The organism is Palaeococcus pacificus DY20341 (genome assembly GCF_000725425.1).
Taxonomy (GTDB): Archaea; Methanobacteriota_B; Thermococci; order Thermococcales; family Thermococcaceae; genus Palaeococcus; species Palaeococcus pacificus.
Genome location: NZ_CP006019.1, coordinates 1341236 through 1365938 on the forward strand (window position 1 = coordinate 1341236; position 24703 = coordinate 1365938).

Consider the following 24703-nt stretch of genomic DNA (forward strand, 5'->3'; position numbering starts at 1 on the left):
TATCAAACTTTCATTATTTCTATTTTAATTCATTACACAATTTGAGAAGAGGGGTATGGATGAGACTGAAAAATACTTGGGCAAAGTTGATAATTTTAACTCTGGTTTTAGCACTTCTGTTTTGGCTTCCCATTCCGGGGATAAGAGCATCGTCAGAGGCTGGGAACTTAATATACTGGTTCTTAGTTGCATTCCTTGACATATTAGTGCTGAGCTACATGATAGTTAATTCCAAGTGGAGCGGCTGGAAGCTCGTTTTAGCAACTTTTGCCGTGTTTTATGGGGCAATGACGTTTCTGAGCCAGATAGAGACCATTGTATTCTTAACCTACTTTGAAGAGATAATCCCTCCTGAGATGATTCCAAAGCTTTTTGTAGAAGGATTTATTGTCGCAACAGTTTTCTCACCGATAGCAGTGATAGTTCACGATAAAATGGAAGAAACTCCTCAAGAACATGCCAAAGAGTTTTCTCTCCCTCTAAAGACTTGGATTTGGAAATTGCTGTTAATTGGAATTGTTTACATGTTTATTTACATTGCGTTTGGAGCTCTGGTCTTCAAACCATTGGCAGGGAAAGCCTTTGATGAATACTACGCTAACCTGCAGCTGCCAGCATGGATACTTCCATTTCAAATCTTAAGGGGCATAATATGGGGCCTTTTGGCAATCCCAATAGTCAAGATGATTGATGACTGGAAGAAAGCCCGCTTAGCTGTTGCTTTGCTCTACTCAGTACTCATGGCTAGTCTCCTTTTAGTTCCCAATCCATATATGCCCGACGTCATAAGAAGAGCGCACTTTGTGGAGGTCCTTTTATCGAACTTCTTATTTGGCTGGCTTGTTGTGACTATATTTCACTGGAGGTATGAGAGGTGAGGATTGAGATTAGAGAAGTTGATGAAACTAATATAGGTGACATGATTTCGGTGTGCAATCCTTCTACCATCAGTGAGGCGTACAAGAAAGGCGTCGAGATCAAGAGGGTTTGGCTTCTCGAGATGCTGAGAACGTATGGGGATGTTGGCCTTGTTGCGTATTTTAATAGAAAGCCTGCTGCTCAACTATTAACCTACCCTGAAAAAGCAGACCCGACAAGTCTGAAGCGAGAAAACGTTTTAGTCATCAACTGCATATACAATCCTCTTTTAGAAGCCCAAAGAAAGGGAATAGCAAGGAGTATGGTCGAGAAACTCATTGAAAAGGCAAGAGGGAAATATGAATTTTTGCTCACTCATGCATTTGATACGGGAGAGTTTTTGTCACAAGCGGAGTTCTTTGAGAGGTTAGGCTTCAGGAAGATAACTAAAGAAGACCTTTACTACTCGTTTAGCGGGAGAGCGCTTAAAGAACCTTATTCTGGTTTCTGGAAAGAGGGAGAGGAATATAAGAGGAGCAACGAGGATATCGGCAAAGTCTTAATATTCTACGAGCCTACATGCCCCTTCACTTATCTTTGGGCACATAGGAGTAAAGAAATAGTGAAAGAAATTGCTCCGGAACTGGAGATAAGAATGTTGAATGGATGGGAACATCCAGAAGAGTTTGTGTCCAGAGGGCGGAATTGGATGTTGGTGAACGGCATTCCAATAAAATCGCTCCCTATAGAAAAGGAGAAGTTTAGGGAGGAACTCATGATAGCAATAAAGACTTAAGTGTGGGGGCTGAGGTTTATAATCCAAACTCAAAGCGGAGATGGTAATTTTGAGGATAAGACAGATGATAACGTTTGAAAAAGGGGATATGAGGTTTAATTATCGGGTGGTTGGGATTATATTCAATAAGAATTATGTTCTCCTCCACAGAGCAGAAAGGGATAATTTTTGGGCTCTGCCGGGAGGACGGGTTGAGCTGTTGGAGCCTTCAAAAGATGCGTTAAAGAGAGAAATGCAAGAAGAGCTTGGCGTTGAGGTTCGTGTGGACAGGCTAATCTGGATCGTTGAGACGTTCTTTAAAGATGGTGGGACACTTTTTCATGAGATGGGGCTTTACTATCTGGTAGAGCTTCCCAAAAATTGCTCCCTCTACAGGAAAAGACAGTTTTTGGGGAAGGAACGTCTAGAAGAAGAAAAAGAAATCAGGCTGATTTTTGAGTGGTTCTCTCTTAATGAGCTTGAGGCTCTCCCGCTCTATCCACGATTTTTGCGGAAAGCGTTGAGGGATCTCCCTCAAACCACGCAGCATATAGAGGTGTGGGAAAATTTGAAAAAGAGGTCAAAGAGCATCTAGTGGGATTACTTTTCGCAGCTGGGCTTGGATGTCCTTCAGTTTTTCACTAACATCTTCTTTATCCAACTCCTTCCTCAAACCGTAGAGCTCATAGAAAATTGATAGTATCTCTTTTTCCTCAATAATGCCAAGGGAAAGTGCAGTTTCAATAACATATATCAAATCAACGAAAGCTCTTTGAGGTTCTTGGAGGGGTTCGATGAGAATTTGTTTTATGGATTCTTTCTGCTTCTGCCTTAGCCACTCATTTTCTCTCTTAAAAAACTCCTCCAGCTCTCTCAAATCCTCTTTGGGGATCTCCCATCCACTCGCTTCAACGTTCTCTTCTAAATGCTTTATCGTTGAAGGTCCAGTTAGGGCGCATATTACCCCCTCATGGGCAAGAACCCAAGCGATGGCAACCTGCACTGGAGTTTTATCATATCTCTCTCCCAACTCGGCAAACTTTTTGGCTATTCTCAAGCCATGTTGAAAGCGTTCTCTCTGGAAAAGTGGGTCTAAATAACGTATATCCCCAGGTTCAAACTTTTGATTTTCTTTAAACTTCCCTGTGAGCAAGCCTCTTCCCGTTGTGCTGAAAGCAATGATTCCCAAATTGTATTTCCTGTAAAGTGGCAAAAGCTTTTCATAGGATTCTCTTGCAACTGCACTAAACTCTGCAAGAACTGAGAAAGGCTTTCCAAGCCTGCAGTATTCCTCTGTGACCTCTATAGGCAAGTGGCCAACGCCGTAATATCGAATCTTCCCCTCTTCAATAAGATCTTCCAGCGCTTCAATGGTTTCCTCTATTGGCGTGGTTGGGTCATGGAAGTGAACTTGGTAGAGGTCGATATAATCGGTCTGGAGTCTCTTGAGGCTCTCCTCACAGGCTTTTTTGATGTACTCTTTGGAGAGGTTTGGCTTTATGCCGCTCCTAATCCCCACTTTCGTGGCTATATAAATGTCTTCACGGAAGGGCTTTACAATTTCCCCCAAAATTTGTTCAGCGTTTCCATAGGCTTCCGCAGTGTCAAAGAAGTTAACCCCAAGTTCATAGGCACGGTAAATCATTCTCTTAAACTCTTCAAGATTTTTTACTCCATAAACCCCGCTTAAAGAGTACGTACCGATCCCTATCTCGGAGATTTTCAAATCCCTATGCTTTTGATATTTCACAAATATACCCTCCTACAATTTAAATTGATACCAAAACATCCAAAGCAGCCTTAACCAAGATTCCTTCTGTTCTTCGCAGTCTTTCACCTTCAAATTCCGGATTCCATCCATTGTAAAGTGTATCTGATACTGCTAAAGCAATGGCTAAATCAACGCCTCTAAACTTAGCGACGCTCATTAAGGCAGAGCTCTCCATCTCAACGCCAAGAATGCCACGCTTTGAGTATTCTCTCACCTTATCCTCTGTTTCTCTAAAGGATGCATCTGTTGTCCAAATACCTCCTTCGAACACATTAATATGTTCTTTTTCAGTTTGACATTTCACTTCTTTTTTAAGTGCGTTGAAAAGCATCTCGCTGGGCTTTGGTATGTAATCCGGTGGCATGTAGTGATAGCTCGTTCCCTCTTCCCTCAAAGCCCACGTTGGCAGTATCACATCGCCAATGTTTACACCTGTTTTAATTGCACCTGCTTCCCCTACCACTAAAAATTTCTTTCCCCCGCTGGCTATTGCGAGCTCTAAAGCAAAAACCGAAGCTGGCGCTCCAAAATAGGGGTTAAGCACGTAAATTTTCTCGCCTTGGTATTCGCCAACAAAAGCTTGATACACATGGGTGCATTTAGCTTTAATTTCCACGTTCTCTAACAATCGTTTGGCATGGTTCATTGCAATACCTGTGAAGGTTATTAGATATTTTGAGCAGGATTCGCTTTTTGCTTCTACCACTCCCCTTTTAAAATCAGAGGGTTTTATAATCTCTCTTCCTTTCCCAAGCTTTATACCACTATTCAGCATCCTTTTCCTCTCCGTTCTGTAAGTGACTTCAGCTTTTCATCTATCCCCCTTTTTCTAAAATTGCTCTCTTTTACTTTACAGCTACTTTTTTGCCCAATAAATAGCGCGGTGTGAGGTTTCACCAATTGGATTGCCTTTATAGTCCCCATATCTCCTCTCAATAACGAACCCTGCATCAGTTATCCACCCTTCAATTTCCTGAGCAGTGGGGATATATTTAACATAGCTCTCTTCTTTACAAAAAGTTTCGCCTGATTTTAGTCTAAGCTCAAACCTGCGCACACCCGATACTACCTGCTTTTGTGCGTCATATTTTTCGTCTATAAGGATATAGCGTCCATAAGTTCCCCAACTATCAATGCCCTCAAAAATTACACGTTCTCCTGGTTGACCGAAAAATTGTTCGGGATGGGCAACTAAGTGGGTATCTAAATACATGTGTCCACCGGGTTTGAGTGCGGAATAAGACTTCTCGATAAGTTTCTGCTGGGCAGCTTTATTGTCATTATTGGATATAATGTTAAGCAGAACGTTGCCGGCTAGGATCACGACGTCATATTCTTCACCCCAATTGGCGGTAATAGCATCCGCTTGGATTATTGTGATGTTTTCTAATCCCCGGGTTTTTTCAAAGAGTTTTGCCAGCATCAAATTGTCCATATCCAGTCCAACCACTATATGCCCATCTTTTGCCAAAGGGACGAGTATGCGACCGCTGCCACAGCATACCTCAAAAATACGCTGTTCCTTGCGGTCACCAATCATTTTCTTAATCATCTGAACATCTTCTATCTTAGTTACTGTCTGTTCATATAACTCCACTGTCCAATGGTGTAAATATTTACTGTACTGTTTAATTTCCATAAATCTCCCTTCGGTTGGTTTAACAAACATGAATCAAACTTTATTTTGCGCTAATCCTTTAAGTAAAGCAACCCTCTCTTCCACGATTTTCTTGTGCTGTTCTTCCGTCCACGCAGGATCTTTATTCTTCCAAAACTTGATACATGGGATTTCCCCACATTGTCCACAGTGCTCTAGCCCTCTATCAATTACACAGCATTCATAAAAATCACAAACATCAAGTCCTACTTCGTGCAACCAACATGGCTTGCCTTCTATGACATAACATCCTTCACAGTTTTTTCCATACATCCCACAGTCACTACATATACATCCACATACTCCAATAACCTTTTCCATAACGATACCTCCTTAGGTTTTTAATGTCTGTTTAATCCCCATCTTAAACTTTCTCTTTTTATGGGGAATGCATCCTAAACCTCCGTCTCCGTTTTCAGTCGCCAGCCATCGATGTTAAACCCTCCCATCCTCTCAAAAACATGCATGATTAGTTTCTCCAACGTTTCAACCTGTTCCCTCTCTATAGTGCTCAAGAACAGTGCCATAAACTCCCTATCCGGAAAAGGTTCAAACATGTATGCCTCTCTAAACTCCCCATCGGCAAACATGCGGTAAACCTTGCTGGCCGGAGGGGCTTCAACTGAGAGGAATTGGGAGTAGACCCCAAGGACTTCATTTAAGGTCAGGTGATACAAATATGGGAAGCTCGGGTCGTTTCTTTCCTTCGCATCCTTTACGCTGTCAAGCATATCCCACAGACCATATTTCGCAATCTCGATCCAAATGTTATCTGGCTTTTGAAAAGGCTTTTTCATGTACTCCAACGCTTCTTTCTTAAGCTCCTTAGCTATGCCAGTTTTATCAAAGAGAACTTTTCCAACCGCGACTATTCTCGCGGTGCACCTGCTGTTTTCCCTGAATTCCTTCTTAAAGTAGTGTCTGATCTGTCTGGGCGGATTTGCAAAGTATTCAATTAAAACGCCATTAATTACTTTGTTTCCCCGCTCACGCCAATCCACATCTTCAGATAGGATTATGTAAACATCTACGTCCGAATATTCGGTTTGGGTGTTTATCGCTCGACTTCCCGTGAGCAGAGCAGCCTCAACAAACTCTTTTTCCTTCCATTCCTCAAGAAAAATTTCCAAAGCGAACTGCCAGTCGTTTTTGTTTTGGGGGATGTTCATACTCATACAACCTCCCTACGCCAATATAGTTGTAGTTTCATTTTCTCACTCCTCAGCTATGCCATACATCCGAGGGGTTTCTGGTTTTTACCTCGGCCAGCTTTTTGTTCAAGGCCGCTACCAGTGAACGCGTCGTGTTTTCACGATAAGCCAGAACTTCAAGGGCATTAGCAAGGGCATCTGGATCTTTGATGAACGCCTCCACATCCTTCATGTTCTGTTTGAAGTTATCTGCCAGTTTTTCCAGATGGCTTGTTATCCAAAGAAGCTTTGCACGAATGCGTTCATCCTTTACATCATCATGAGTTTTTATAACCATATCGAGCTCCTCAAGTTCAGAAATTAACTTTTCAATAGCCTCCAGCCACTCTTTGATGCCCATTCCTGTTCTCTGTCTGAATATCCTTCTAACCCACATCCTCGCGAACCTGTTGAGCTCGTTAGTCTCTCTTTCAACGTCTTCCATGATCTTTTTTAGTTCTTCAGCGAGTTCAAGTGCCGTTTTTTCACTCACAGCCTCATCTCTATGGAGAATATCGTTGGTATGTTTGCCCTCAGATTGTGTGGAGAAAGTTAGGAGCCCTGCCTTAGCAAGCGGCCCGAATGGATCCGCCACCTGCCCATGATAGTCCTTTGCATGAGCAATGCAGTAAGCAAGTCCTGCTGCACAGTCTTCAGCTGGCATGAGTCCATTATATCCTGGATTCACGCTTTGATTTATGAACTCATCATATGCCATGCCATAGAGTGGGGCTAACTCTTGGGCAGCATTTCTTATTCCCGGAGTGTCAACCATTCCGGGCGCAAAGATGAAGACTGACACACCTGAGTCTTCACCCAGTTCTGCCGCTAAAGAGAGTCCAAATGAGTTTAATGCAGCTTTAGAAGCTGAATATGGTGCTACGTAAGGCATTCCCTCTTCTGATGTCATCATGACAATGACTCCATCTTTTCTTTCCACCATATCGGGTAGGAATGTCCTCACCAAAAGGATAGCCGCCCGGGCATTAACTTTCCAGGACTCGTCCCAATCTTCAAGAGGGGTGTCCAATATTGAACCGGTCTTCACTATAGTGGCGTTGTTGACCAGTATATTCACTTTGCCGAACTCTTTGGGGATTTTCTCTGCAAGTTCCTTAATGCTCTTCTCATCGGAGACATCAGTTTGGAAATAAAAAGCTGTGCCCCCTTTAGAGCAGATCTCTTCTTCAACTTCAGCGCCTGATTCGGAAATCTCAGCAATAATGACCTTTGCACCAAGCCATGCTAAAGCTTTTGCAAGCTCTTTACCAATACCGCGTCCTGCACCTGTAATGAGTGCAACTTTTCCGGAGAGTTCGTTTCTGGATAGACCCATACTTTTCATTTTTTCATACCTCATCTCAAACTCCTCCAAAGCATCAACTCACTTACCCCAATCACCTTTCACAACGACAGTTTTGGCAACTATATCACCGAACCGCTGTTTCTTCCTTGACGTTGCGATCAGAAGTGCCCCCACCAAGTAGGACGCAATGCCATCAATCACCCTGAGCACGTTCCTCAAAAGCGCTTCACGGAGTCCGCAAGGTTCTCCATTTTCCTTCTGCACCTTGAGCCCAAGCACTCTCTTGCCAATCGTGAAGCCCATTGTTCCCTCAAGCACAGTAAAGTAGGCGAGATATACCCCCAAGTATAACAACCCGATTAAGGGTATAGCAAACAGCTCGTCCATGCTTGGAGGGTGCTTGATCCAGATGCTAAAGATAGGAAAATGGAGTATCCCCAAAAGGGAAAACAAAACAATGGTGTCTATGATGTAAGCTGCTCCTCTTTTCAAAACTCCTGGATACTCAACCTTTTCCATGTTTATCCCTCCTTTAAGTCCTCCATATCCTATTTTGCCAAACTTTGTGCGCACACTCTTTCGCTTTTTTAGCTCTCCCTCCTCAAGAGGCCCCTTCTCAATAACGAAGAAGCTCTCCAAGGTAAAAGAGAACCGATTTATAAACAACCACCGCTTTTATGATAAAGCCTCCTTCAGGCTCACAGCCAGCATCCGCTAAACGAGAATCCCACACCTCCTTTATTGTCCTCTCTCAGCAGGTCATAGTGGAGTTCATCAACATAACCAAACTCGGGCAAATAAACATGCTTCCTTAAGCGCCCAACGAACTTGAAGCCATTCTTCTCTAAAACCCGTTGAGAAGCTTTGTTCGGCTCATAGACTCTTGCCCAAAGCTTATTGAGGTTCATATTCTCGAAGGCAAACTTGCACAATAAACTTAAAGCCTCACTCGCGTAGCCTTTCCCCCAGTGCTCCTTAGCTATAACATACCAGACCATAGCATGCCTTGAAACCCAGTTAATTCCCTGCAAGCCTACGAATCCAATAAGTTCTCCGTTAGTATTATCCACTATTGCGAAATCTACCATTTTCTGCTTGTTCTTTTTAGACATTTCATAGATTTCGTCAAATTCTTCTCTAAGGTGTATTCTCGCTCCATCATTAAGAAAGCTCTGTATGTTCCTGTCGTTTATCCACAAAAACCATTTATCTTTGTCCTCTTTCAAGATAATGGCCAACGAAATTTTTTCTCCTCTCATAATTTTTGGTCGTTCCATTATACACACCACCTAAGCTCTACGAGCAATTTTCATTTTCAAATGTTCTCCATAATCTCTCGGCTGTTCCTTCATCTCTTTAAATTCAAAGCGTGCCAGAGAAAGAGAGTCTCTGGCTTAATTTTCCCCCTCTTCACCTTCGTCCGTTTCATCATCGTATTCTCCCCTACATCATGTTCCTAAATTCCCATGCCTCTTTAACTGCCCACTCTTTCACGACACCGCTCTCGTTTTTTCCCACTTTCTTCCAAAACCTCAAACTCTCGAAATCAAACATTTCACTCACCTCACTACTCCCTAAAAGTGTTCAAACTACAATATTTCAGCGCTCAAAATTGACCAATTTATTTAGGCCTTCTACTTTTTCTTTCCAATTCTCTTGAGGCTATATGGAGCTCACAAAATTGCTTTTCTCAAAAAAGCGATGCTACATCAACCCTGAAAGAAAATCGGCGAAATAATGGGCAATCACTGCCGGAAAAATGCTGCGGCTTTTCATATAGAGGATTCCCCAGAGCCAGCCAAATGCACACTGTCCAAGAAATCTAAATAAAGCTGCAGCTATGCTGTATCCTGAAGCTTCCCACAAAGGCCCAAAAAAGTTTGTCGGAATGTGCGCTAATCCAAAAAGCAATCCTCCAAAGAACCAGGCTTTGTTTTGCCCCAATGCTCTCTCAAGCTTTGATTGAAGTGTGGCACGGTAAAACCACTCCTCTTTGAAAGATGGGGAGAGGAATCCGATTATCAGCTTATCCATACTTGTGGATACAGAACCCTCAAAGAGGAACGCAAAAAAGCCAAAAAACATGCCAAACCCAATCAATGCAGTCGCGGGCTTCCATGCTATGGGAGTTCTAAAGCCAAGCTCTCTTGCACCTCGCTTGTGGATCACAACCTCAACCACGAATGGGAGCAGAAGGACGAGGAAGAAGTGTAAGGAAAACTTAATTCCACCTATCGCTACACTTGGATAGGACTCAGTGCCAAAAAGCACGATGTATGTGATTGATGCAAATATAATTAACCAGATGGTAATAGCTTCAAAGAGCTCCCTTGTTGGGTTTTCACTTTTTGGCAGGGGTGAAGGATAGCTTCCAATCTTTTTATGCGCGAGGAGTACAAAGAGGATTGTTCCAAAGGCACCAAGTGCCATTTGAAGAGATGTTTGCATCTAGCTTCCTCCATTGCGTTTAAATAAATCGAGTTGCATTTGGCAATATAAAAACCTTTGCTCAGCTAGAAAAAATATGAAAGCGGCTATCAGTAGGTTGATAAACTATTGTATTCAATGTCCACAATCTCAATTTGGTCATAGCAAAAGTCTCCTGTTTTTAGTTTCCATATTATGTTGACCTTGCTTGGGACAACAACGCCGTTGAACATTTTGTATTTCACAATCTGTCCTTCCCAGTCCTCTAAAACGAACTCTCCATCAACCTCCATGTACCGCTTTGCAGTGATTCTCGTTACTTCGCCCTTTTCGTTAAAATGGAAAACTGCCGAAGCTGAGACTCCATCGTAAGTTATTGTAGCTTTTGCTGAGGTGTTATCTATAGATTCCCATGTGATGTAGTCGTTTAAAAACGCTGAAGGAAACCAGATGCACTCAGCAAGAAATCTCAAAAGCTCTCCGTGATCAACCTCATTTCCTTTTGCATCGACAACCGTAATTAACCCCAATAGTTTTACCACCAAATTGCCCTTACCCTCAACAAATTCGTCCTTCGCATGTATTGATAGCAGTGGAGCAGCTCTCACTTTTGCTATCCAGATGAACTCAGCGGAATCCACTCTAAAATACTGCTCTGCTGTTATTGGCATCCACTTTTGATCTTCCTTCATACGGAAATACCCGCCTTGTTTTAACCTAACAGTGTTGAGTTCTTCCTTGCCTATGATCTGGGTATATCTCAAATATCTTTGAACCGGTTCAGGTAAATCTTGTACGTCTTCCTCGGTAATGACTTTGGGTTTTGTCATATCACTCTCTTTAAAAAGCTCTTTTACCTCGTTTCTTGTACTTTTGGTGAATGCAACGCCACCGAGAACAGCAGTTGAGACTAGTAGAATAACAATTATTCCTAATACAATTAATACACTTTTCATCATTTTGTTTTACCTCGTTTTGGAACTTTCATCACCTTAATTTGCGGTGACAACGTTCATTGCCCGTAGGTGTTATATACTTTTGGGAAGTATAACAAGAGCGATTGACTAAATATCCAAAGAAAATCAGGGGGAGATATCTAATGAAAATAAAATTCCTCATGATAATCTTAGTAATTTTTGCATCTTTACTATTTGGCTGTTTAGGGAATGGAGGAGATGTCACTCTAGTCGAACCCGGCTCACATAGAAAGATAGATTACAACGGCACCGAGCTTATAATGGAGCTTAACTTTTGGAACATCAAAGAGTTTAATGGAAGCGCTAAGCTAGCTTATTACAAAAGCAATCATACAATAGGGTTTTACGCAAATTTGAGTGATATTGTGATGGAAGAACCTCAACGTTACATTCAAGGCTATCCTGAGATATTTTATGGATATAAACCGTGGATTGATCATGGAACCAATGGAAAGCTCCCTAAAAGGATAAAGGAGCTTGGAAACATTGAGGTGACATTGAACTACTCCCTCTGGCACAAAAGAAACCTTCCTATAAACTTAGCCATGGAAGCTTGGATAACTGCGGAGGAAAAAGCTAGGGGAGCTAGAGAGGGCGATGTGGAGTTAATGGTGTGGCTCTATTCAAATTCGCTTGTTAGGCCGGCGGGAAGTAAAATTAAAACTATAACTGCCCCCATAGTTGTAAACGACACTCTAAGAGAGGCAGAATGGGAAGTTTGGCTCTACTGCAATGCTCTGCCTTGGGACTTAATAACTTTCCGCTTAAAAGAGCCTATTAAAAGTGGGAAGGTTGAGTTGAGCGTTTCACCACTTATTGCAACAGCTAAAGAAGTTTTTGAAGAAAATTTCTGCAGAGTCAAAGACTTTGAGGAGCTTTATCTGGAGGACTGGGAAGTTGGAACGGAGTTTGGGAGCCCTTATAAAAGGAGTGCTAACTTTGGATGGCAAATATTTGAATTTGAGATTAGGGTAAAGGAGTGATTATATTTTGGGAGGTTTGATATATTGCCTTTAGAAACGTTTCGCGACGCTCTCATTTTGGTATATCGTGAAAATCCCTGCCAAGTTCTGCCGAATGCATTATGGAAAACTCTAAAAGAAATTAACAAATTTGAGACATCTTTTAAGGTTGAAAATGGCTTAGTAACACACCTCGAGGCGTGGAATGACGAAAGCTTATACATCTATTGGAGCAGAGACAGAACCCCACCAAAAATTCCCAAAAAACGCTTAGACAACCTAAAGTTTGCTCTTGTGCACCAAGACTTTTTAAGGGCTTTTCCTGCTGAAAATTTTGATATACAAAGACCATACTTCCGGCTTATCCGCAAAAAGCAACAAATGAGAGAAGTAGAGCTGCCGCAAGGCTTTCACATAGCTAACGTAGACACAAAAAGCGAGAGTGACCTCGTTGCTGAAGTTATTAAAAAATGCTATGAAAACATAAATGTAAATCCAGAAATCGTGAAAAGCTGGACTAAACACCCCGTATTTGACCCAAATTTGTGGATTTGGGTAATTGATGACGAGAAAGGCACTCCGGCAGGCTTAGGAATTGCGGAGTTTGACCCCACAATTCGAGAAGGCTCCCTTGAGTGGATACAAGTTCTTCCTGAGTACAGAGGAAAAGGCATAGGAAAATCTATCGTATTGGAGTTGCTCAGGCGTCTCCAAGGTCGTGCGGCATTTACTACGGTTTCAGGAGAGGTTAACAATAAAACCAAGCCAGAAATCCTCTATAGGCGGTGCGGATTCCAAGGGGATGATGTGTGGTGGCTTTTAATCAAGAAAGGCTAGAATTACAAATGCTTGTTTAATCTTTATCAAGAAATTCCTTCAGCTCTTCAAAGCTCTTGACATCAGCCCACATATGGATGAATTTTATATTTGGAACCTCTCTCTTTACATTTTCTACATGGGAAGCTTTATCATCAACATAAACAACCTCCTTAATCTCATAGCCCAGACTTTCAAGCTGTTCGACTGTTCTCCTAATCATATCCGCTTTATCTGGATGATTCTCCATTTTTGGAAAGAGAAAATACTCCCAAATTCCAAATGCTTCTAAAATTGGCTGTACTATTTCTTCTACGTTCCAGCTTGCGATGCTTAAGATAAATCTTTCCTTTGCCCATTCAAGAAACTCCCTAGTTCCTTCAAAAAGCCTAACCTCTCTTCCGTAAACATCTATGAACAGGTTCCCTTCAACCTTAAATTGAGGATCTTTAAATCGAAGAACTTCAAATTTAAGAACCATTTGTGGCATATCTTTTTGTTCCCAAAGTGTTCCATCCAAATCAAGAACCAAAAGCTTCTTCATAATTACCACCAAAAACAGGATATAAAAGAAGAAAAGAGCTCACTCCTTCTTGACGTGCTTCTCGACGAACTCCTTGAGGACGTCCTTGAGCTTTGGTTGGCCGATCTCTTCAAGCTCGTACCTAACCCTAACGGATGGCTTATTGAGCTTCATAACCCTTCTAAGGTCAATTGGGGTTCCCATGATGACAACGTCAGCGTCGGCCTTGTTGATTGTCTCCTCGAGCTCCTTAATTTGCTTCTCGCCGTATCCCATGGCTGGGAGGATGTTGCTCAAGTGGGAGTACTTCTTGTAGGTGTCGATGATTGAGCCAACAGCGTATGGTCTTGGGTCGATGATTTCAGCGGCGCCGAACTTCTTAGCGGCAACGTAACCGGCACCGTAGGTCATTCCACCGTGTGTGAGTGTTGGGCCGTCCTCAACGACTAAAACGCGCTTGCCCTTAATGAGCTCTGGGTTGTCAACGAAGATTGGTGAAGCACCTTCGATAACGATAGCGTTTGGATTGGCCTTCTCAATGCTCTCCCTGACCTTTTGTATGCCTTCTGGTGAAGCAGTCTCCATCTTGTTGATGATTATCACATCAGCAGCTCTGAAGTTGGTCTCACCTGGGTGGTACTTGAGCTCGTGGCCTGGCCTGTGTGGGTCGACAACAACTATCCAGAGGTCTGGCTTGTAGAATGGGAAGTCGTTGTTTCCGCCGTCCCAGAGGATAATGTCAGCTTCCTTCTCGGCCTCTCTCAAGATTTTCTCGTAGTCAACACCTGCGTAAACTACGAGCCCTCTGTCAATGTATGGCTCATACTCTTCTCTCTCCTCAATTGTACACTCGTGCTTGTCAAGATCCTCATATGTGGCGAACCTTTGGACGACCTGCTTTCTAAGGTCACCATATGGCATTGGGTGTCTTATGGCAACTACCCTGTAGCCCATCTCTTGGAGGATTTGAACGACTTTTCTTGATGTTTGGCTCTTACCGCTTCCTGTTCTTACAGCGGTGACGGCTATAACAGGCTTGGTTGATTTAATCATTGTGCTCTCTGGGCCGAGGAGCCAGAAGTCGGCACCGGCGGCGTGGACCCTTGAGGCCAAGTGCATAACATACTCATGGGAAACGTCGGAGTAAGCGAAAACGGCCACATCAACGTTTTTCTCCTTAATTATCTTCTCTAAATCATCCTCGCTCAAAATTGGAATTCCCTCGGGGTAGAGCTCGCCAGCAAGTTCTGGTGGGTAAACCCTTCCCTCGATATCAGGAATCTGAGTTGCGGTAAAGGCAACTACTTCGTAGTCCGGGTTGTCCCTAAAGAAGGTGTTGAAGTTGTGGAAATCTCTTCCAGCAGCACCAAGAATTACAACTCTTGTTTTCTTTTTCTCGGCCATCTAAACCACCTCAAAATATTTTAGTTCCAGCAAATAATGCATCGATATTGTCATTTATAACCATTATCGTTGAGCAATGAAAGCTTTTAGCAAAAATTCTTAGATTGCACATTCTGGAAAAAGAAAGTTCTTCGGAAGGATGTGAATTTTTATTTCCAAATTATTTTTGGCGCTCCACAAGAAGCTTCAGCCCGCTCAATCCAACGATTTTAACCTTTTCACCCGCTTTTATATCCCCTTCGATGCTTTCGGCCCTCCAGTATTCACCCCCAACTTTCACAACACCTTCTGGGTTTAAATTCTCAACTGTAGTTGCCTCTCTTCCCACCAGTGCCTCTCCACCAACTTCTACTTTCTTATCAAGCACTTTCCATAGCAAAGGGACAAATAGAACATCTTTGAGAATTAAAAGGGTTATTATTGTTAAACTAACCTTTAAAGGTATTTCTATACCTGCAGAAGGTAAAATAACCAATAAAAAAAGTCCTACAACTATTTCATCTATCAAAATCCCCGAGAGCTTTAAGGCGTTTTTAAGGCTTTTCATATCCATCTCTCTTCAAATCTTCCCACAGTTGAACAATGGCACTCTTTAAGTCTTTTCCATCCACATTAATCGGCTCATTGTCCATGTATACTACTTCCTTCCCTTGGGATAGTGCTTCTTTTGTAACTACATCAACAGCAGCGGCCTTTAATTCAACCAAAACGGCATCATAATCTCCAACAGCTTTCAAGTCCTCTCTAAGCTTTGGTCTGTCAGCCAAGTTTGAGCTCATCCCAACGACTTCAACGCCATAGGTTTCCTCCAAATAGTTCGCGATCTTTTTAACCACTTCTTTAGATGCTGTCATTACAAGGAGGAGTCTTTTTCCTTCGATGGGGCCAAGGGGACGCGGCCTAAATACCGTCGTGTGAACGTCTGCACTGGGGTTTATTCTTCTCACAGCTTTTTGCACTTCCCTAAGCTTTTCTTCACTTACCATAGGCTCTTCTGCCATAGTTATGACCACTAAGTCTGCAAGCCCTATTCTAAAAGGCCCGAAATAACTCTTAATGAAATCCAACTTTTGATTTGCGCCAACGATGGTTATGTATCTATCCGCCTTAACAGCAGGAAAAGTGGCTCCACTTCCCTCCAAAATCACCAAATCCCTGTCCGTCTCGTTGGCTATCTTAACACCTTCCTCAACGATATCAAAGAACGAAAAGCCAGCCATTCCTCCTCCACAGCGCCTGCATCCTATGGTCAGAACTCTCGACGTTAGAGCATTTTCTATGTGATCTGAAGCAGCGTGTTTGCCTTCCTCGCTTAGCTTTATTAGAAACGTTGGTGTTATTTCCATTTTGTCTCCCTCAATTATTTCGGGCTTTTCAGGGCCGCCTCGTCCCATAGTCACAATTACGGGGTTGGCTATCCCCTTTAGTGTTCTTGCAACAAAGCCGCTCACTGCTGTTTTCCCTGTCCTTTTTCCTGTGCCGATTATAGCTATGCTGGGCTTGTTTAGGAGTTTTTTGAACATCTTAGGCCTAAACTCAAAGTCTGCTCCCTTATAGACTATGCCGTAGCGCATTAAAAGTGAAGCAATTCTAAAGCGATCCTCATAATTTAACACGGGCTCATCGCTCAAATCAACAACCTCCTGAATTGGAAAAGCTTTAATTGCGCGCTCAATGGCTTCCAAATAATCATCATCGTGAAATACTGTGAGACCCAGCTCACGCTCAAGCTCCGCAATGCTCCCAATTTTCTCTCTTCCTCCTAAAAATACGGCACAGCAAGCGTTGATTTTCCTTAACGCCCACTTAGTAACGTCTGGATAATGCTCGCCATCTATAAGTGCTAAGCGCATGGCGCCTCCCTCCACTACCCTATTAATGTTCGAAAGTATAAAACCTTTAGTAGAAATCCTCAAAGAGTTCAACTTCCTGCACATAAGATCGCTTGAGCTTTATGGCTGTTCTAGCTCTCTCAAGCTCTCTCCCTAAATAGAAAGCATGCCTCGGCGAAATTTGGAAGTGTTCCAAGATGGTGTCTATTATTGCGTTGGGCTCTCCTCCGGAGATTGTTAAAATCTGTTTCGTCCCTTTATGGGCAATGACCCAGATTTTGCCCTCTTTGGTAAATATTCTGAAGTAGATGCTTTCAAGCTTAACCTCTCTTTCCTTAGCCTCAACTACTGGCGACATGACGGAATATTCAGCTATTTCGCTCTTTTTCTCCTTTAGGATAAGCAAATCAAAGCCCAAATCTTTCGGCACCTCAAAGAGCATCATGTCCAAAGCCCTTCTAAGCTCTTTTACGCCACCACGACACTTAGCACTCACCTCAGTCGTCAGCAAAAGAGAAATATTAAGCTCTTTCGCAACACCGGCCAATAGAGCGTTTATTCCAACGCTGTCTGCATCAATGAGCTCAACTACATTGCCAACTCCAGCCAAGAGAACATCATTAGGGTTTCTCTCCCTATAAAGCTGAAATGCAGTTATGGAGCGTGCTAAATGGGGTACATGCTCTAAAATCAAGTCCGGAATAACCCTCCCATACCCTAAATTTAAAGCTTCTTCTTTTAGCCTCTCCAAAAATTTGGTCCTCTCAGCCGGATTTTTAGGAAAGTACCCTTTCTTCTGGTTGGTAGGAATTAGAACAACAGGCTTATCCGTAACGAGTCTCTCAACGTTGCTCTCATCTATGCTTAAGAATAAATCTGCATAATCAAGGGCTTTCTCAATTTCGCGCTCGTTCAATGAGTCAAAGCTTATCGGAACACTAAAGCCTTCTTCACTGAGCTTCTCCCGGATTTCGGGTATTTTCTCAATAAACTCCAAGTTCTTCTTACCACTAACCATCCCAATGTCTATTATATCCGCACCGCTCTTGAGGTAGTATACGGCTCTTTTAACTATCTCGCTAACGCTTAGCTTTGGAGCATCGACTATTTCGGCCAAAATTCTATGGGGAAAATCAAATCCGACGGGTAGGGTCCCAATAAAAAAGTTGTAGGGTTTTTTGAGGGCTTTCTCGATGTAGGCTTTATTTTTCGTTTTATTCTTGATATCTTCAACTTTTTTAAGCGTATCCTGATGAAAGAGCAAATCAGCTGGGACTTCTTTGCTGAGCTTAAAGCCCTCTCTAATTGCTTTTAAGACTTGGGGCAAGTCGTGAGCATAGCGCGGGCCTTTGAATGTTAAAATTCCTATCTTTTCTTCAATCTCTTGAGCCGAGCCTCTAACGAGGCCTGGAATTAGAATTAAGTCATAGCCCTTAACGTTGACTTTTTCGAGATAGTGGGCTATTAGCTTAGGCGTTAGAAAAGCAGCTACACTAACAGGGGTTACAAATACCTCACAACCTTTCCCATATTTTCTAACCAGTGGTTCAGCTAAACGACCAGTTACGAGGAGGATTCTCATACTAAGTTCACCAGAGCCCTTTAAGTCAACAGCACAAATGAAAATATGGAGAATAGGAATCAGTAAGTTCTTGCAAATCTAGCTATGAACTTTGCCTCTCTTCCGCAGTGTGGGCACTTCTTTCCTTCTATCTTTGCCTTTTCCTCGGGATATGGCGTTCCAAGCATCTTGGCGTCGAGTACTTCTTCCATCTCCAGGCCACAGCTCTCTTCACCACACCATGGAATCTCGACAATCCCTCTCCTACCTTCAAAGACTTTCTTAGCTTCCTCTAGGCTGTCAACGCGCTTTATGTGGCTCTCAAGGAACTCCTTTGCTCTGTTGTAAAGGTTCTCCATTATTGCGTCTATGAGCTCTCTAACAGCATCAACGAGTTTCTCCCTCTCGATGACGCTTTTCTCTAATGTGTCTCTCCTTGCTATAACCGCTTTTCCTCCCTCAACATCCCTTGGTCCAACTTCAATCCTTAATGGGACACCCTTAAGCTCCCACTCGTAGAACTTCCTTCCTGGTCTTATCTCGTCTCTATCATCCAAGTGAGCCCTTATTCCAGCATTCTTCAGCTCCTCAACTATGCCCCTTGCGTAGGCAACGACATCGTATGGTGAGTCCTTCTTTGGAATTGGCACAACAACAACTTGGATTGGAGCTATTGTTGGGGGTAATACCAATCCATTGTCGTCGCCGTGGATTGCCATAACAGCTGCCAAAAGCCTCTCGCTCATTCCAAATGTCGTTTGGTGGGCGTATTCGTGGTCTCCAGTCTCAGTTTCGTACTTGATGTTGTAGGCCTTAGCGAAGTTCTGCTTGTAGTTGTGCATAGTACCTATTTGGAGCGTCCTTCCATCGGGCATCATAACTTCGGCGCCGAGCGAATAAAATGCTCCAGGGAACTTATCCCAATCAGGCCTCTTTGAGACTATGTAGGGCAAGGCCAAGAATTTGGCCAATCTATCGAATATCTCCAAGTCTTCTCTAATTTGCCTCTCCGCATCTTCAAAGTCTCTGTGAGCAGTGTGAGCCTCAAAGAACCTGCTAATTTCTCTAACTCTAATCAAGGGCCTTGTGTGCTTGGTCTCATAGCGGTAGACATTCACTATTTGGTAAACCTTGAAGGGCAAATCGGCGTGATTCCTAATCCAGAGTGAGAACATTGAATACATAGCAGTTTCACTTGTTGGCCTAAGGAGGAGCTTAATTTCTAAAGGATTTAGCCCCGCATGGGTTATCCAATAAACCTCCCCCTCAAAGCCCGCTATGTGTTCAGCCTCTTTTTGGAACTCTGTTTCGGGGATTAAAGCGGGGAATAGAACTTCCTCGTGGTTTGTCCTTTCCATTTCATCATGAATAAATCGCTCTATCTTTCTCATTATTTTAAGGCCGTATGGCAGCCAAATGTTCATTCCTTTGACAGGGTATCTCTTATCTTGAATTCCTGCTGTTTCAATTAGCTCATTATACCACTCGCTGAATTCCTTTTGCCACTTCTCTCTTTTTACCTTCACTAACACCACCTAACCCTAAGAGTGAAGCAAGACATTTAATTTTTTCGCTTGAGAGCGCTTAACTTTTTAAGCTTTCTTTCATATTGAATGTTAGGTGATACTAATGCTCACAGAAAGTGAAAGAGAAAAGCTAATCAAAGCAGGTGAAATCGCCAGACAGGTTAAAAGTGAAGTTGCTAAGCTTATCAAACCAGAAGTTCCATTATATGATATAGCTGAGTTCGTTGAGAAGAGGATAGTTGAACTCGGCGGAAAGCCAGCTTTTCCGTGCAACCTCTCTTTAAACGCTGTGGCAGCTCACTACACCCCATATAAAGGCGACACGACTGTCTTAAAAGAGGGCGACTACTTAAAGGTGGATATAGGCGTCCATGTGGATGGCTACATAGCGGATACAGCAGAAACATTTAGGGTGGGTATGGAAGAGGATGATCTAATGACGGCAGCTAAAGAAGCACTCGAAAGTGCTATAAGCGTTGCAAGAGCTGGAGTAAAGGTAAGTGAGCTTGGAAAAGCGATTGAAGAGGCCATACGAAAATATGGCTTCAATCCAATTGTAAACCTGAGCGGGCATAAGATACAGCGCTTCAATCTTCATGCAGGTGTTTCGATCCCAAACATCCATAGACCAAACGATAACTATGTTCTCCAAGAAGGGGATATTTTTGCGATAGAACCATTTGCTACGACAGGAGCAGGGCAAGTAATCGAAGTTGAGCCGACTTTGATATACATGTACATCAAAGACAGGCCCGTTAGGCTTCCACAGGCTAGACTAATCTTAAGCTACATAAAACGTGAGTTCGGTACTTTGCCCTTTGCCTACCGCTGGCTTCAAGGGAACTTCACCGATGGTCAAATTAGAATTGCGTTGAAGCAGCTTGTAAGAATAGGGGCGGTTTATGCATACCCAATTTTGAAGGAAATTAGAGGAGGCCTCGTCTCCCAATTTGAGCACACTATAATAGTTGAAGAAGACGGGGTCACGGTTATTACCTGATCTTTTCTTTTTTAGCAGTTGTAGCAGAGCATTGCGGCTTTTTTGAGGAGTATCACATAGTGGCCCTTACCATTTATTAGCCTGTAGCTCGAGAGTTTCTTAAGGTGGTGGATTCTCCTCCTCTCCAGAGCTACAAAGCCGAGCTCCCTAAGGACTTGGACGAAGTCCTCCCAGCGGATGTTTAACCACTCTTTGAGCTCATCGTAGAGCTCCTTCTCAACCACAAGGAACTTTTTGCCGTCAATTAAAAATCTAATTTTACGCTTTGGTATCTCCTTTCTAAGCCTCCAACGGGCCTGGAGAGGAGCTTGAACATCCAAAATTGCTCTTTCCATATCTTTATCCTCCGTAAGCATTTTGAGCAGGATTTCCAAAATTAGATTAATCCTATCAGGAACCCCAATTACATCCCCTCTGAGGGTGATTTTACGCTTCTTAACTTTAATTCCCTCTTTCTCCAGAGACTCAGCTATTTGAGAAGTTGTTCCTCTCTTAGTCCCCCCCATATCGACTATTCCACCGAGGATGAAAGCTTTAACATTGAAGTCCTCTGAACTGAGGTCTTTGTCTCCATTAGGATCCAATAGAACAACCTCAGATATGCCCTTTTCCTTTAGAAACTCGGCTGTACTTTTCTCTATTATGTTTCCCCTATCAAGAGGCATGCCTTTTAAGAGTTTTTTAAACTCCTCATTCGCCCAAGTGACGATAAGAGAATCTCCAACCAAGTAGTCTCTGAGTGTTCCATAACTTCTGGAAGCCTGGAAGGCGACCTTTTTCTTTTCTCTCGGAGTGTGCTTCTCCCAGTGCATTAGATCTATTATGAAGTAAGGGTAGTTTTGTTCTTCCAATTTTGCCCTAAGTTCTTCAGGCGTTAAAATAATCTCAAACCTATCTTTAAGCTTTAAAGGGATAAAAGCGAACTTTGAAGGCTCAACCCTCTTACCGCTAAAGTCCCATGAAAGGGCAGCTCCATCCTCGACCTTTCCAATAAATCCCTTCTCTTCCAGAACAGCAATAGCAATATCCTGAATAATGTCTTGGGATTTTCTGTTAGGTATTCTCTTTGAGAGCGTCCCCAAACTTTCTATTCCCTTCTCCCTCAAGAGCTCCTTGAACAGATCACCGAGCTTTTTCATAGGCATCGAGAGGGGGAAAGATGAAATGTTTTTAAGCTTTGCGTCTTTGTGTTCAATCCTTTAATGGGCCTTCTTTGGGAGACATTCTCGCTGCTTGGAGTGATGTTAACGCGAAAGCAGTTAAAATCGGCAGGATTGGGAATACCACCGCATAAGTACCTCTTACATTTGCGAGGTAGCCCAAGAGTAGGGGGCCCGAGAGATAGCCCAAGTCAAAAAACATTGTATAGAGGCTCGAGCCAAATCCCCTAATTTTTTGGGGAAGCTTTGCCAATGCGAGCATTTGGAGGGATGGGACGGCCAATCCAAAGCCCATTCCTAATGGGACTGCACTTAGATATGCCAAAGGTGGCTCAAGAGCCCTTGTAAGCATGACATATGCGATAATAACCAAGACGAGGCCTACCGTAGCGACTGGGATGGGGCCCCTTTTGTCAGCTTGTTTTCCACCAAAAACTCTCGTTAGTAGGCTAAAGGCACCCATTATGCTTGCGTATACTCCAAAAATACTAGTCCCAAGTCCCAAAACTTTATAGTACGCCGGGAGGAAGGTATACAGCCCGCTGTAGGCGAGCACCATAAAGAAGAGCGAGAAAGATGCCGCCGCAAACGCCCAGTTGATTAGGCCTTTGTATGAAGCTTTGGTCTTGTCGTGGACTATCTTTATCAATCCCTTCTGCTTTCTGTAGGGGATAAAAATAAATCCGAATCCGATTATGGAGAGGAAAATCGTCAAGATAAAGGCACTTTGGAAGCCAAGATAATCCGCAACAAAGCCTCCAAGAGCGGGGCCTATAAGCTGGCTTATCGAGAACATGGTGCCCCTCCATCCCAAAGTCTCTCCTACCCTTCCTTTTGGTGCCAAATCAATAGCCGTCGAGAGTGAGGAAGGGAAAAAGAATGCCGAAGCGGCACCGTGAATAGCCCTCCCTACCGTAAACAGCACCAAGCTTTTAGCCACTATTGAGAGCGCATAAAAAACTCCCGCCAAGGCACCTAAAATCGTTCCAAACATCATTACTTCAAACTTCTTGCCCCTATCACCCAATATTCCGCCAATGGGCTTTAAAACAAGGGCAAATATCGAGGAGACGGAAGCGATAGTTCCAACAACGAGGGGGCTCGCACCATAGAGAATAGCGAGGGGTGATATGAGCGGAGAGACAAGTATGTAGCCGAGGAAGAAGAAAAATGTCGAGAAGTGGAGGAGCCAGATTTCTCTGTTTTCCATCTCAAATCCCCGTGAAAGGTTCTTGCATCCCCTCTTTCATATATGCGACGCTCATGTGCTTTGTGTTCTTCGCAAAGCCGATGTTGCCTCTGGCGTCTATCATTATAACCCCCGCATTGTCAGAGCCGAAGTGTTCCGTTGCAAGGCTTATGGCAGCTTCACTTGCTTTTTGAGCGGTCAGTCCAAAGCGAACGAAGTCCACGGCGCTTTTAGCAAGGACGAGCTTTATCATAACCTCTCCAAGCCCGGTGCATGAGGCCCCAGCAAACTCGTTTGCATAGGTTCCTCCCCCGATTATGGGAGTATCTCCTATGCGCCCAAACATCTTCAAAAATACTCCTCCTGTCGAAGTTCCTGCAACTACTTCCCCGCCGTCAAAGGCAACAGCCCCAACCGTGCTCCTCAAAACTTCGGGGTACTCCTTAATCAGCTCGCTTATCTTCTTCCAGTGAGGGATTTGCCCGTCGTTTAGAAGCTTTTCTCTAAGCTTCTTCCACTGATCTACCCTTTCCTCAGTTGTTGGGTTGTAATCGTCAAAGCCCATTAAACGAGCAAATTTAACAGCACCTTCTCCTCCTAAGAGAACATGGTCGGTCTTTTCCATGACCTTTCTTGCAACGCTTATAGGGTTTTTAACACCCCATATACCCGCGACGGCACCTGCTTCCAAAGTTCTTCCGCGCATCACAGCAGCGTCCATTTCTACCTTCCCATCCAACGTGAGAACGCTCCCAGTTCCTGCATTAAACACTGGATTGTCTTCTAAAGCCTTAATAGCTTCCTCGACTGCATCTAAAGCTGAGCCTCTTTTTAATTCCTTCCATCCAGCTAAAACAGCTTCCCTAACACCTTCGAGAACTTTTGGAATTCTCTCCTCTTTCTTAATGGTGCCAGCACCGCCATGAACAATAATAGCTACCATGAAAACCACCACCCATTTATTGTGGTCAAAAGGTTAAAAGCATTATGGAAGCGAAGAGAAGTAAATTTAAAACTTCTTGCTATCTTGGACTGCACTCAATGCAAACTCTCTAAATTCCAAAAGTTCTTCTTTTTCCAAATCCACGTCTTGATTGTTTTGATACCTCAAAAGAGCTTTTTCTATCGTTCTTCTAAATCTCATTGGGAGGTTTTTGAGGGCCCAAGTGCCGCCTTCAACTTTCGAAGCTATTTTCTTTTCTCTCAGATAGTAGAGCATTCTGCAGATGTTTAAAACGAGATATTCTGGAGGGTTTAGAGAGGCTTCATCTTTCACATCATAGAGCAGGGCTTTTATAAAGTGTTCATCTGTAACTTCGCCAAAAACTTCCTCTATGGGTTTTCCAGAGAGGGCAACTCCTCTTTCTTTGAGCACTTTCAAATGTGCTGACAGATCTGGATCGAGCTCTCCACTTTCAAAGGGAATTTCTCCCCTTTCATAGGCTTCTCTAAACCATTCGCTGTAATGAAATTCAAAAGGGATTGGATAAGGGGGATTTTTAGCATATTTCTCTAAGATGACGCTCATCTCGAGACCTTTGCCGCCAATCTCTTTGGAAACTTCCAAGCAAACTCTAGCTAAAGCTTTCTTGTCTTCTAAGCTCATTGGAGTTTTGACCACGATTATTAGGTCCACATCGCTGTATCCTGGGACGAAGCATCCCATAGCCAAGGAGCCGTGTAGGTATATCCCAACCAGATTTTTACTGAGTATTTCTTTAAATTCCTTGAGAGCTTTTTCTAGACCGTCTTTGACTTTTTCCATTTTT

At 43.2% G+C, this 24703-nt stretch carries 26 protein-coding genes; 6 read left to right on the top strand and 20 right to left on the bottom strand.

Translation table 11 applies throughout. The features are described 5' to 3' along the window. Positions 1-59: 59 nt before the first annotated feature. Genes PAP_RS07370 through PAP_RS07380 form a run of 3 tightly spaced genes read left to right on the top strand, consistent with a single transcriptional unit; the run spans position 60 to position 2228 of the window. Complete coding sequence (locus PAP_RS07370; RefSeq protein ID WP_144368007.1) at positions 60-878, top strand: hypothetical protein; 819 nt, start codon at positions 60-62, stop codon at positions 876-878. Further along, the gene (locus PAP_RS07375) at positions 875-1654 is read left to right on the top strand and encodes a GNAT family protein (protein ID WP_048165402.1); all 780 of its coding nucleotides are present in this window, start codon (positions 875-877) and stop codon (positions 1652-1654) included. The genes PAP_RS07370 and PAP_RS07375 overlap by 4 nt, the downstream gene beginning before the upstream one ends. Before the next feature lie 40 nt (positions 1655-1694). Further along, positions 1695-2228, top strand: a complete 534-nt coding sequence (locus PAP_RS07380; protein ID WP_201769527.1) for an NUDIX hydrolase — start codon at positions 1695-1697, stop codon at positions 2226-2228. Here the strand turns inward: PAP_RS07380 and PAP_RS07385 are convergent. The 10 genes from PAP_RS07385 to PAP_RS07430 form a co-directional block, all read right to left on the bottom strand. Then, positions 2214-3383, bottom strand: a complete 1170-nt coding sequence (locus PAP_RS07385; RefSeq protein ID WP_048165403.1) for an aldo/keto reductase — start codon at positions 3381-3383, stop codon at positions 2214-2216. The genes PAP_RS07380 and PAP_RS07385 overlap by 15 nt on opposite strands. 19 nt (positions 3384-3402) lie before the next feature. After that, positions 3403-4110, bottom strand: coding sequence for a nucleoside phosphorylase (locus tag PAP_RS07390; RefSeq protein WP_158442508.1), 708 nt, complete (start codon positions 4108-4110; stop codon positions 3403-3405). Positions 4111-4260: 150 nt separating this feature from the next. Then, a complete protein-coding gene (locus PAP_RS07395) occupies positions 4261-5043 on the bottom strand; it encodes a class I SAM-dependent methyltransferase (protein ID WP_048165405.1) in 783 nt (260 codons plus the stop codon). A 33-nt stretch (positions 5044-5076) separates the two neighbouring features. After that, positions 5077-5382 (bottom strand): DUF3795 domain-containing protein, encoded by a 306-nt coding sequence (locus tag PAP_RS07400; protein WP_048165406.1) that lies wholly within the window; start codon positions 5380-5382, stop codon positions 5077-5079. A 74-nt stretch (positions 5383-5456) separates the two neighbouring features. Continuing rightward, complete coding sequence (locus PAP_RS07405) at positions 5457-6236, bottom strand: nucleotidyltransferase domain-containing protein (RefSeq protein WP_236626976.1); 780 nt, start codon at positions 6234-6236, stop codon at positions 5457-5459. 46 nt (positions 6237-6282) lie between these two features. Further along, on the bottom strand, positions 6283-7626 hold the full coding sequence (locus PAP_RS07410; protein WP_201769528.1) for an SDR family NAD(P)-dependent oxidoreductase: 1344 nt from the start codon (positions 7624-7626) through the stop codon (positions 6283-6285). 9 nt (positions 7627-7635) lie between these two features. Further along, positions 7636-8076: an RDD family protein gene (locus tag PAP_RS07415; RefSeq protein ID WP_048165992.1), complete on the bottom strand. Its 441-nt coding sequence runs from the start codon at positions 8074-8076 to the stop codon at positions 7636-7638. A gap of 179 nt (positions 8077-8255) precedes the next feature. Then, entirely contained in the window at positions 8256-8834 is a 579-nt protein-coding gene (locus PAP_RS07420; RefSeq protein ID WP_048165407.1) for a GNAT family N-acetyltransferase, read from the bottom strand. A 427-nt stretch (positions 8835-9261) separates the two neighbouring features. Further along, a complete protein-coding gene (locus tag PAP_RS07425; protein WP_048165408.1) occupies positions 9262-10005 on the bottom strand; it encodes a CPBP family intramembrane glutamic endopeptidase in 744 nt (247 codons plus the stop codon). An 89-nt stretch (positions 10006-10094) separates the two neighbouring features. Then, entirely contained in the window at positions 10095-10943 is an 849-nt protein-coding gene (locus tag PAP_RS07430) for a DUF6544 family protein (RefSeq protein ID WP_048165409.1), read from the bottom strand. Positions 10944-11083: 140 nt separating this feature from the next. Between PAP_RS07430 and PAP_RS07435 the strand changes: the two genes are divergently transcribed. Beyond that, positions 11084-11944 (top strand): GH12 family glycosyl hydrolase domain-containing protein, encoded by an 861-nt coding sequence (locus PAP_RS07435; RefSeq protein ID WP_052649119.1) that lies wholly within the window; start codon positions 11084-11086, stop codon positions 11942-11944. 24 nt (positions 11945-11968) lie between these two features. After that, positions 11969-12760 carry a GNAT family N-acetyltransferase gene (locus PAP_RS07440; protein WP_048165410.1) on the top strand — a complete coding sequence of 264 codons (792 nt, stop codon included), beginning with the start codon at positions 11969-11971 and terminating at the stop codon, positions 12758-12760. 16 nt (positions 12761-12776) lie between these two features. On the opposite strand, the gene PAP_RS07445 is transcribed toward PAP_RS07440, so the two are convergent. The 6 genes from PAP_RS07445 to proS all read right to left on the bottom strand — a co-directional run bounded on the left by PAP_RS07445 (position 12777) and on the right by proS (position 19585). Then, positions 12777-13283: a magnesium-dependent phosphatase-1 gene (locus PAP_RS07445; RefSeq protein ID WP_048165411.1), complete on the bottom strand. Its 507-nt coding sequence runs from the start codon at positions 13281-13283 to the stop codon at positions 12777-12779. A gap of 39 nt (positions 13284-13322) precedes the next feature. After that, complete coding sequence (locus PAP_RS07450) at positions 13323-14666, bottom strand: cyclic 2,3-diphosphoglycerate synthase (RefSeq protein ID WP_048165412.1); 1344 nt, start codon at positions 14664-14666, stop codon at positions 13323-13325. A 160-nt stretch (positions 14667-14826) separates the two neighbouring features. Beyond that, complete coding sequence (locus PAP_RS07455) at positions 14827-15174, bottom strand: NfeD family protein (protein ID WP_236626977.1); 348 nt, start codon at positions 15172-15174, stop codon at positions 14827-14829. A 25-nt stretch (positions 15175-15199) separates the two neighbouring features. Beyond that, positions 15200-16519, bottom strand: coding sequence for a 2,3-diphosphoglycerate synthetase (locus PAP_RS07460; protein WP_048165414.1), 1320 nt, complete (start codon positions 16517-16519; stop codon positions 15200-15202). Between the two features lie 46 nt (positions 16520-16565). Further along, positions 16566-18080 carry a dihydropteroate synthase-like protein gene (locus PAP_RS07465; protein WP_048165415.1) on the bottom strand — a complete coding sequence of 505 codons (1515 nt, stop codon included), beginning with the start codon at positions 18078-18080 and terminating at the stop codon, positions 16566-16568. 59 nt (positions 18081-18139) lie between these two features. Further along, positions 18140-19585, bottom strand: a complete 1446-nt coding sequence (proS, locus tag PAP_RS07470) for a proline--tRNA ligase (RefSeq protein WP_201769529.1) — start codon at positions 19583-19585, stop codon at positions 18140-18142. 103 nt (positions 19586-19688) lie between these two features. Between proS and map the strand changes: the two genes are divergently transcribed. Continuing rightward, positions 19689-20585, top strand: a complete 897-nt coding sequence (gene map / locus PAP_RS07475; RefSeq protein WP_048165417.1) for a type II methionyl aminopeptidase — start codon at positions 19689-19691, stop codon at positions 20583-20585. 11 nt (positions 20586-20596) lie between these two features. Here the strand turns inward: map and trm10 are convergent, their stop codons facing one another. The 4 genes from trm10 to PAP_RS07495 all read right to left on the bottom strand — a co-directional run bounded on the left by trm10 (position 20597) and on the right by PAP_RS07495 (position 24699). Next, positions 20597-21724, bottom strand: a complete 1128-nt coding sequence (trm10, locus tag PAP_RS07480) for a tRNA (guanine(9)-/adenine(9)-N1)-methyltransferase (RefSeq protein ID WP_048165418.1) — start codon at positions 21722-21724, stop codon at positions 20597-20599. A 52-nt stretch (positions 21725-21776) separates the two neighbouring features. Further along, on the bottom strand, positions 21777-22955 hold the full coding sequence (locus PAP_RS07485; RefSeq protein ID WP_048165419.1) for an MFS transporter: 1179 nt from the start codon (positions 22953-22955) through the stop codon (positions 21777-21779). Between the two features lies 1 nt (position 22956). Continuing rightward, positions 22957-23877, bottom strand: a complete 921-nt coding sequence (locus PAP_RS07490; protein ID WP_048165420.1) for an isoaspartyl peptidase/L-asparaginase family protein — start codon at positions 23875-23877, stop codon at positions 22957-22959. Positions 23878-23943: 66 nt separating this feature from the next. Further along, positions 23944-24699, bottom strand: a complete 756-nt coding sequence (locus tag PAP_RS07495) for an aminoglycoside adenylyltransferase domain-containing protein (protein ID WP_048165421.1) — start codon at positions 24697-24699, stop codon at positions 23944-23946. Positions 24700-24703 lie beyond the last annotated feature (4 nt).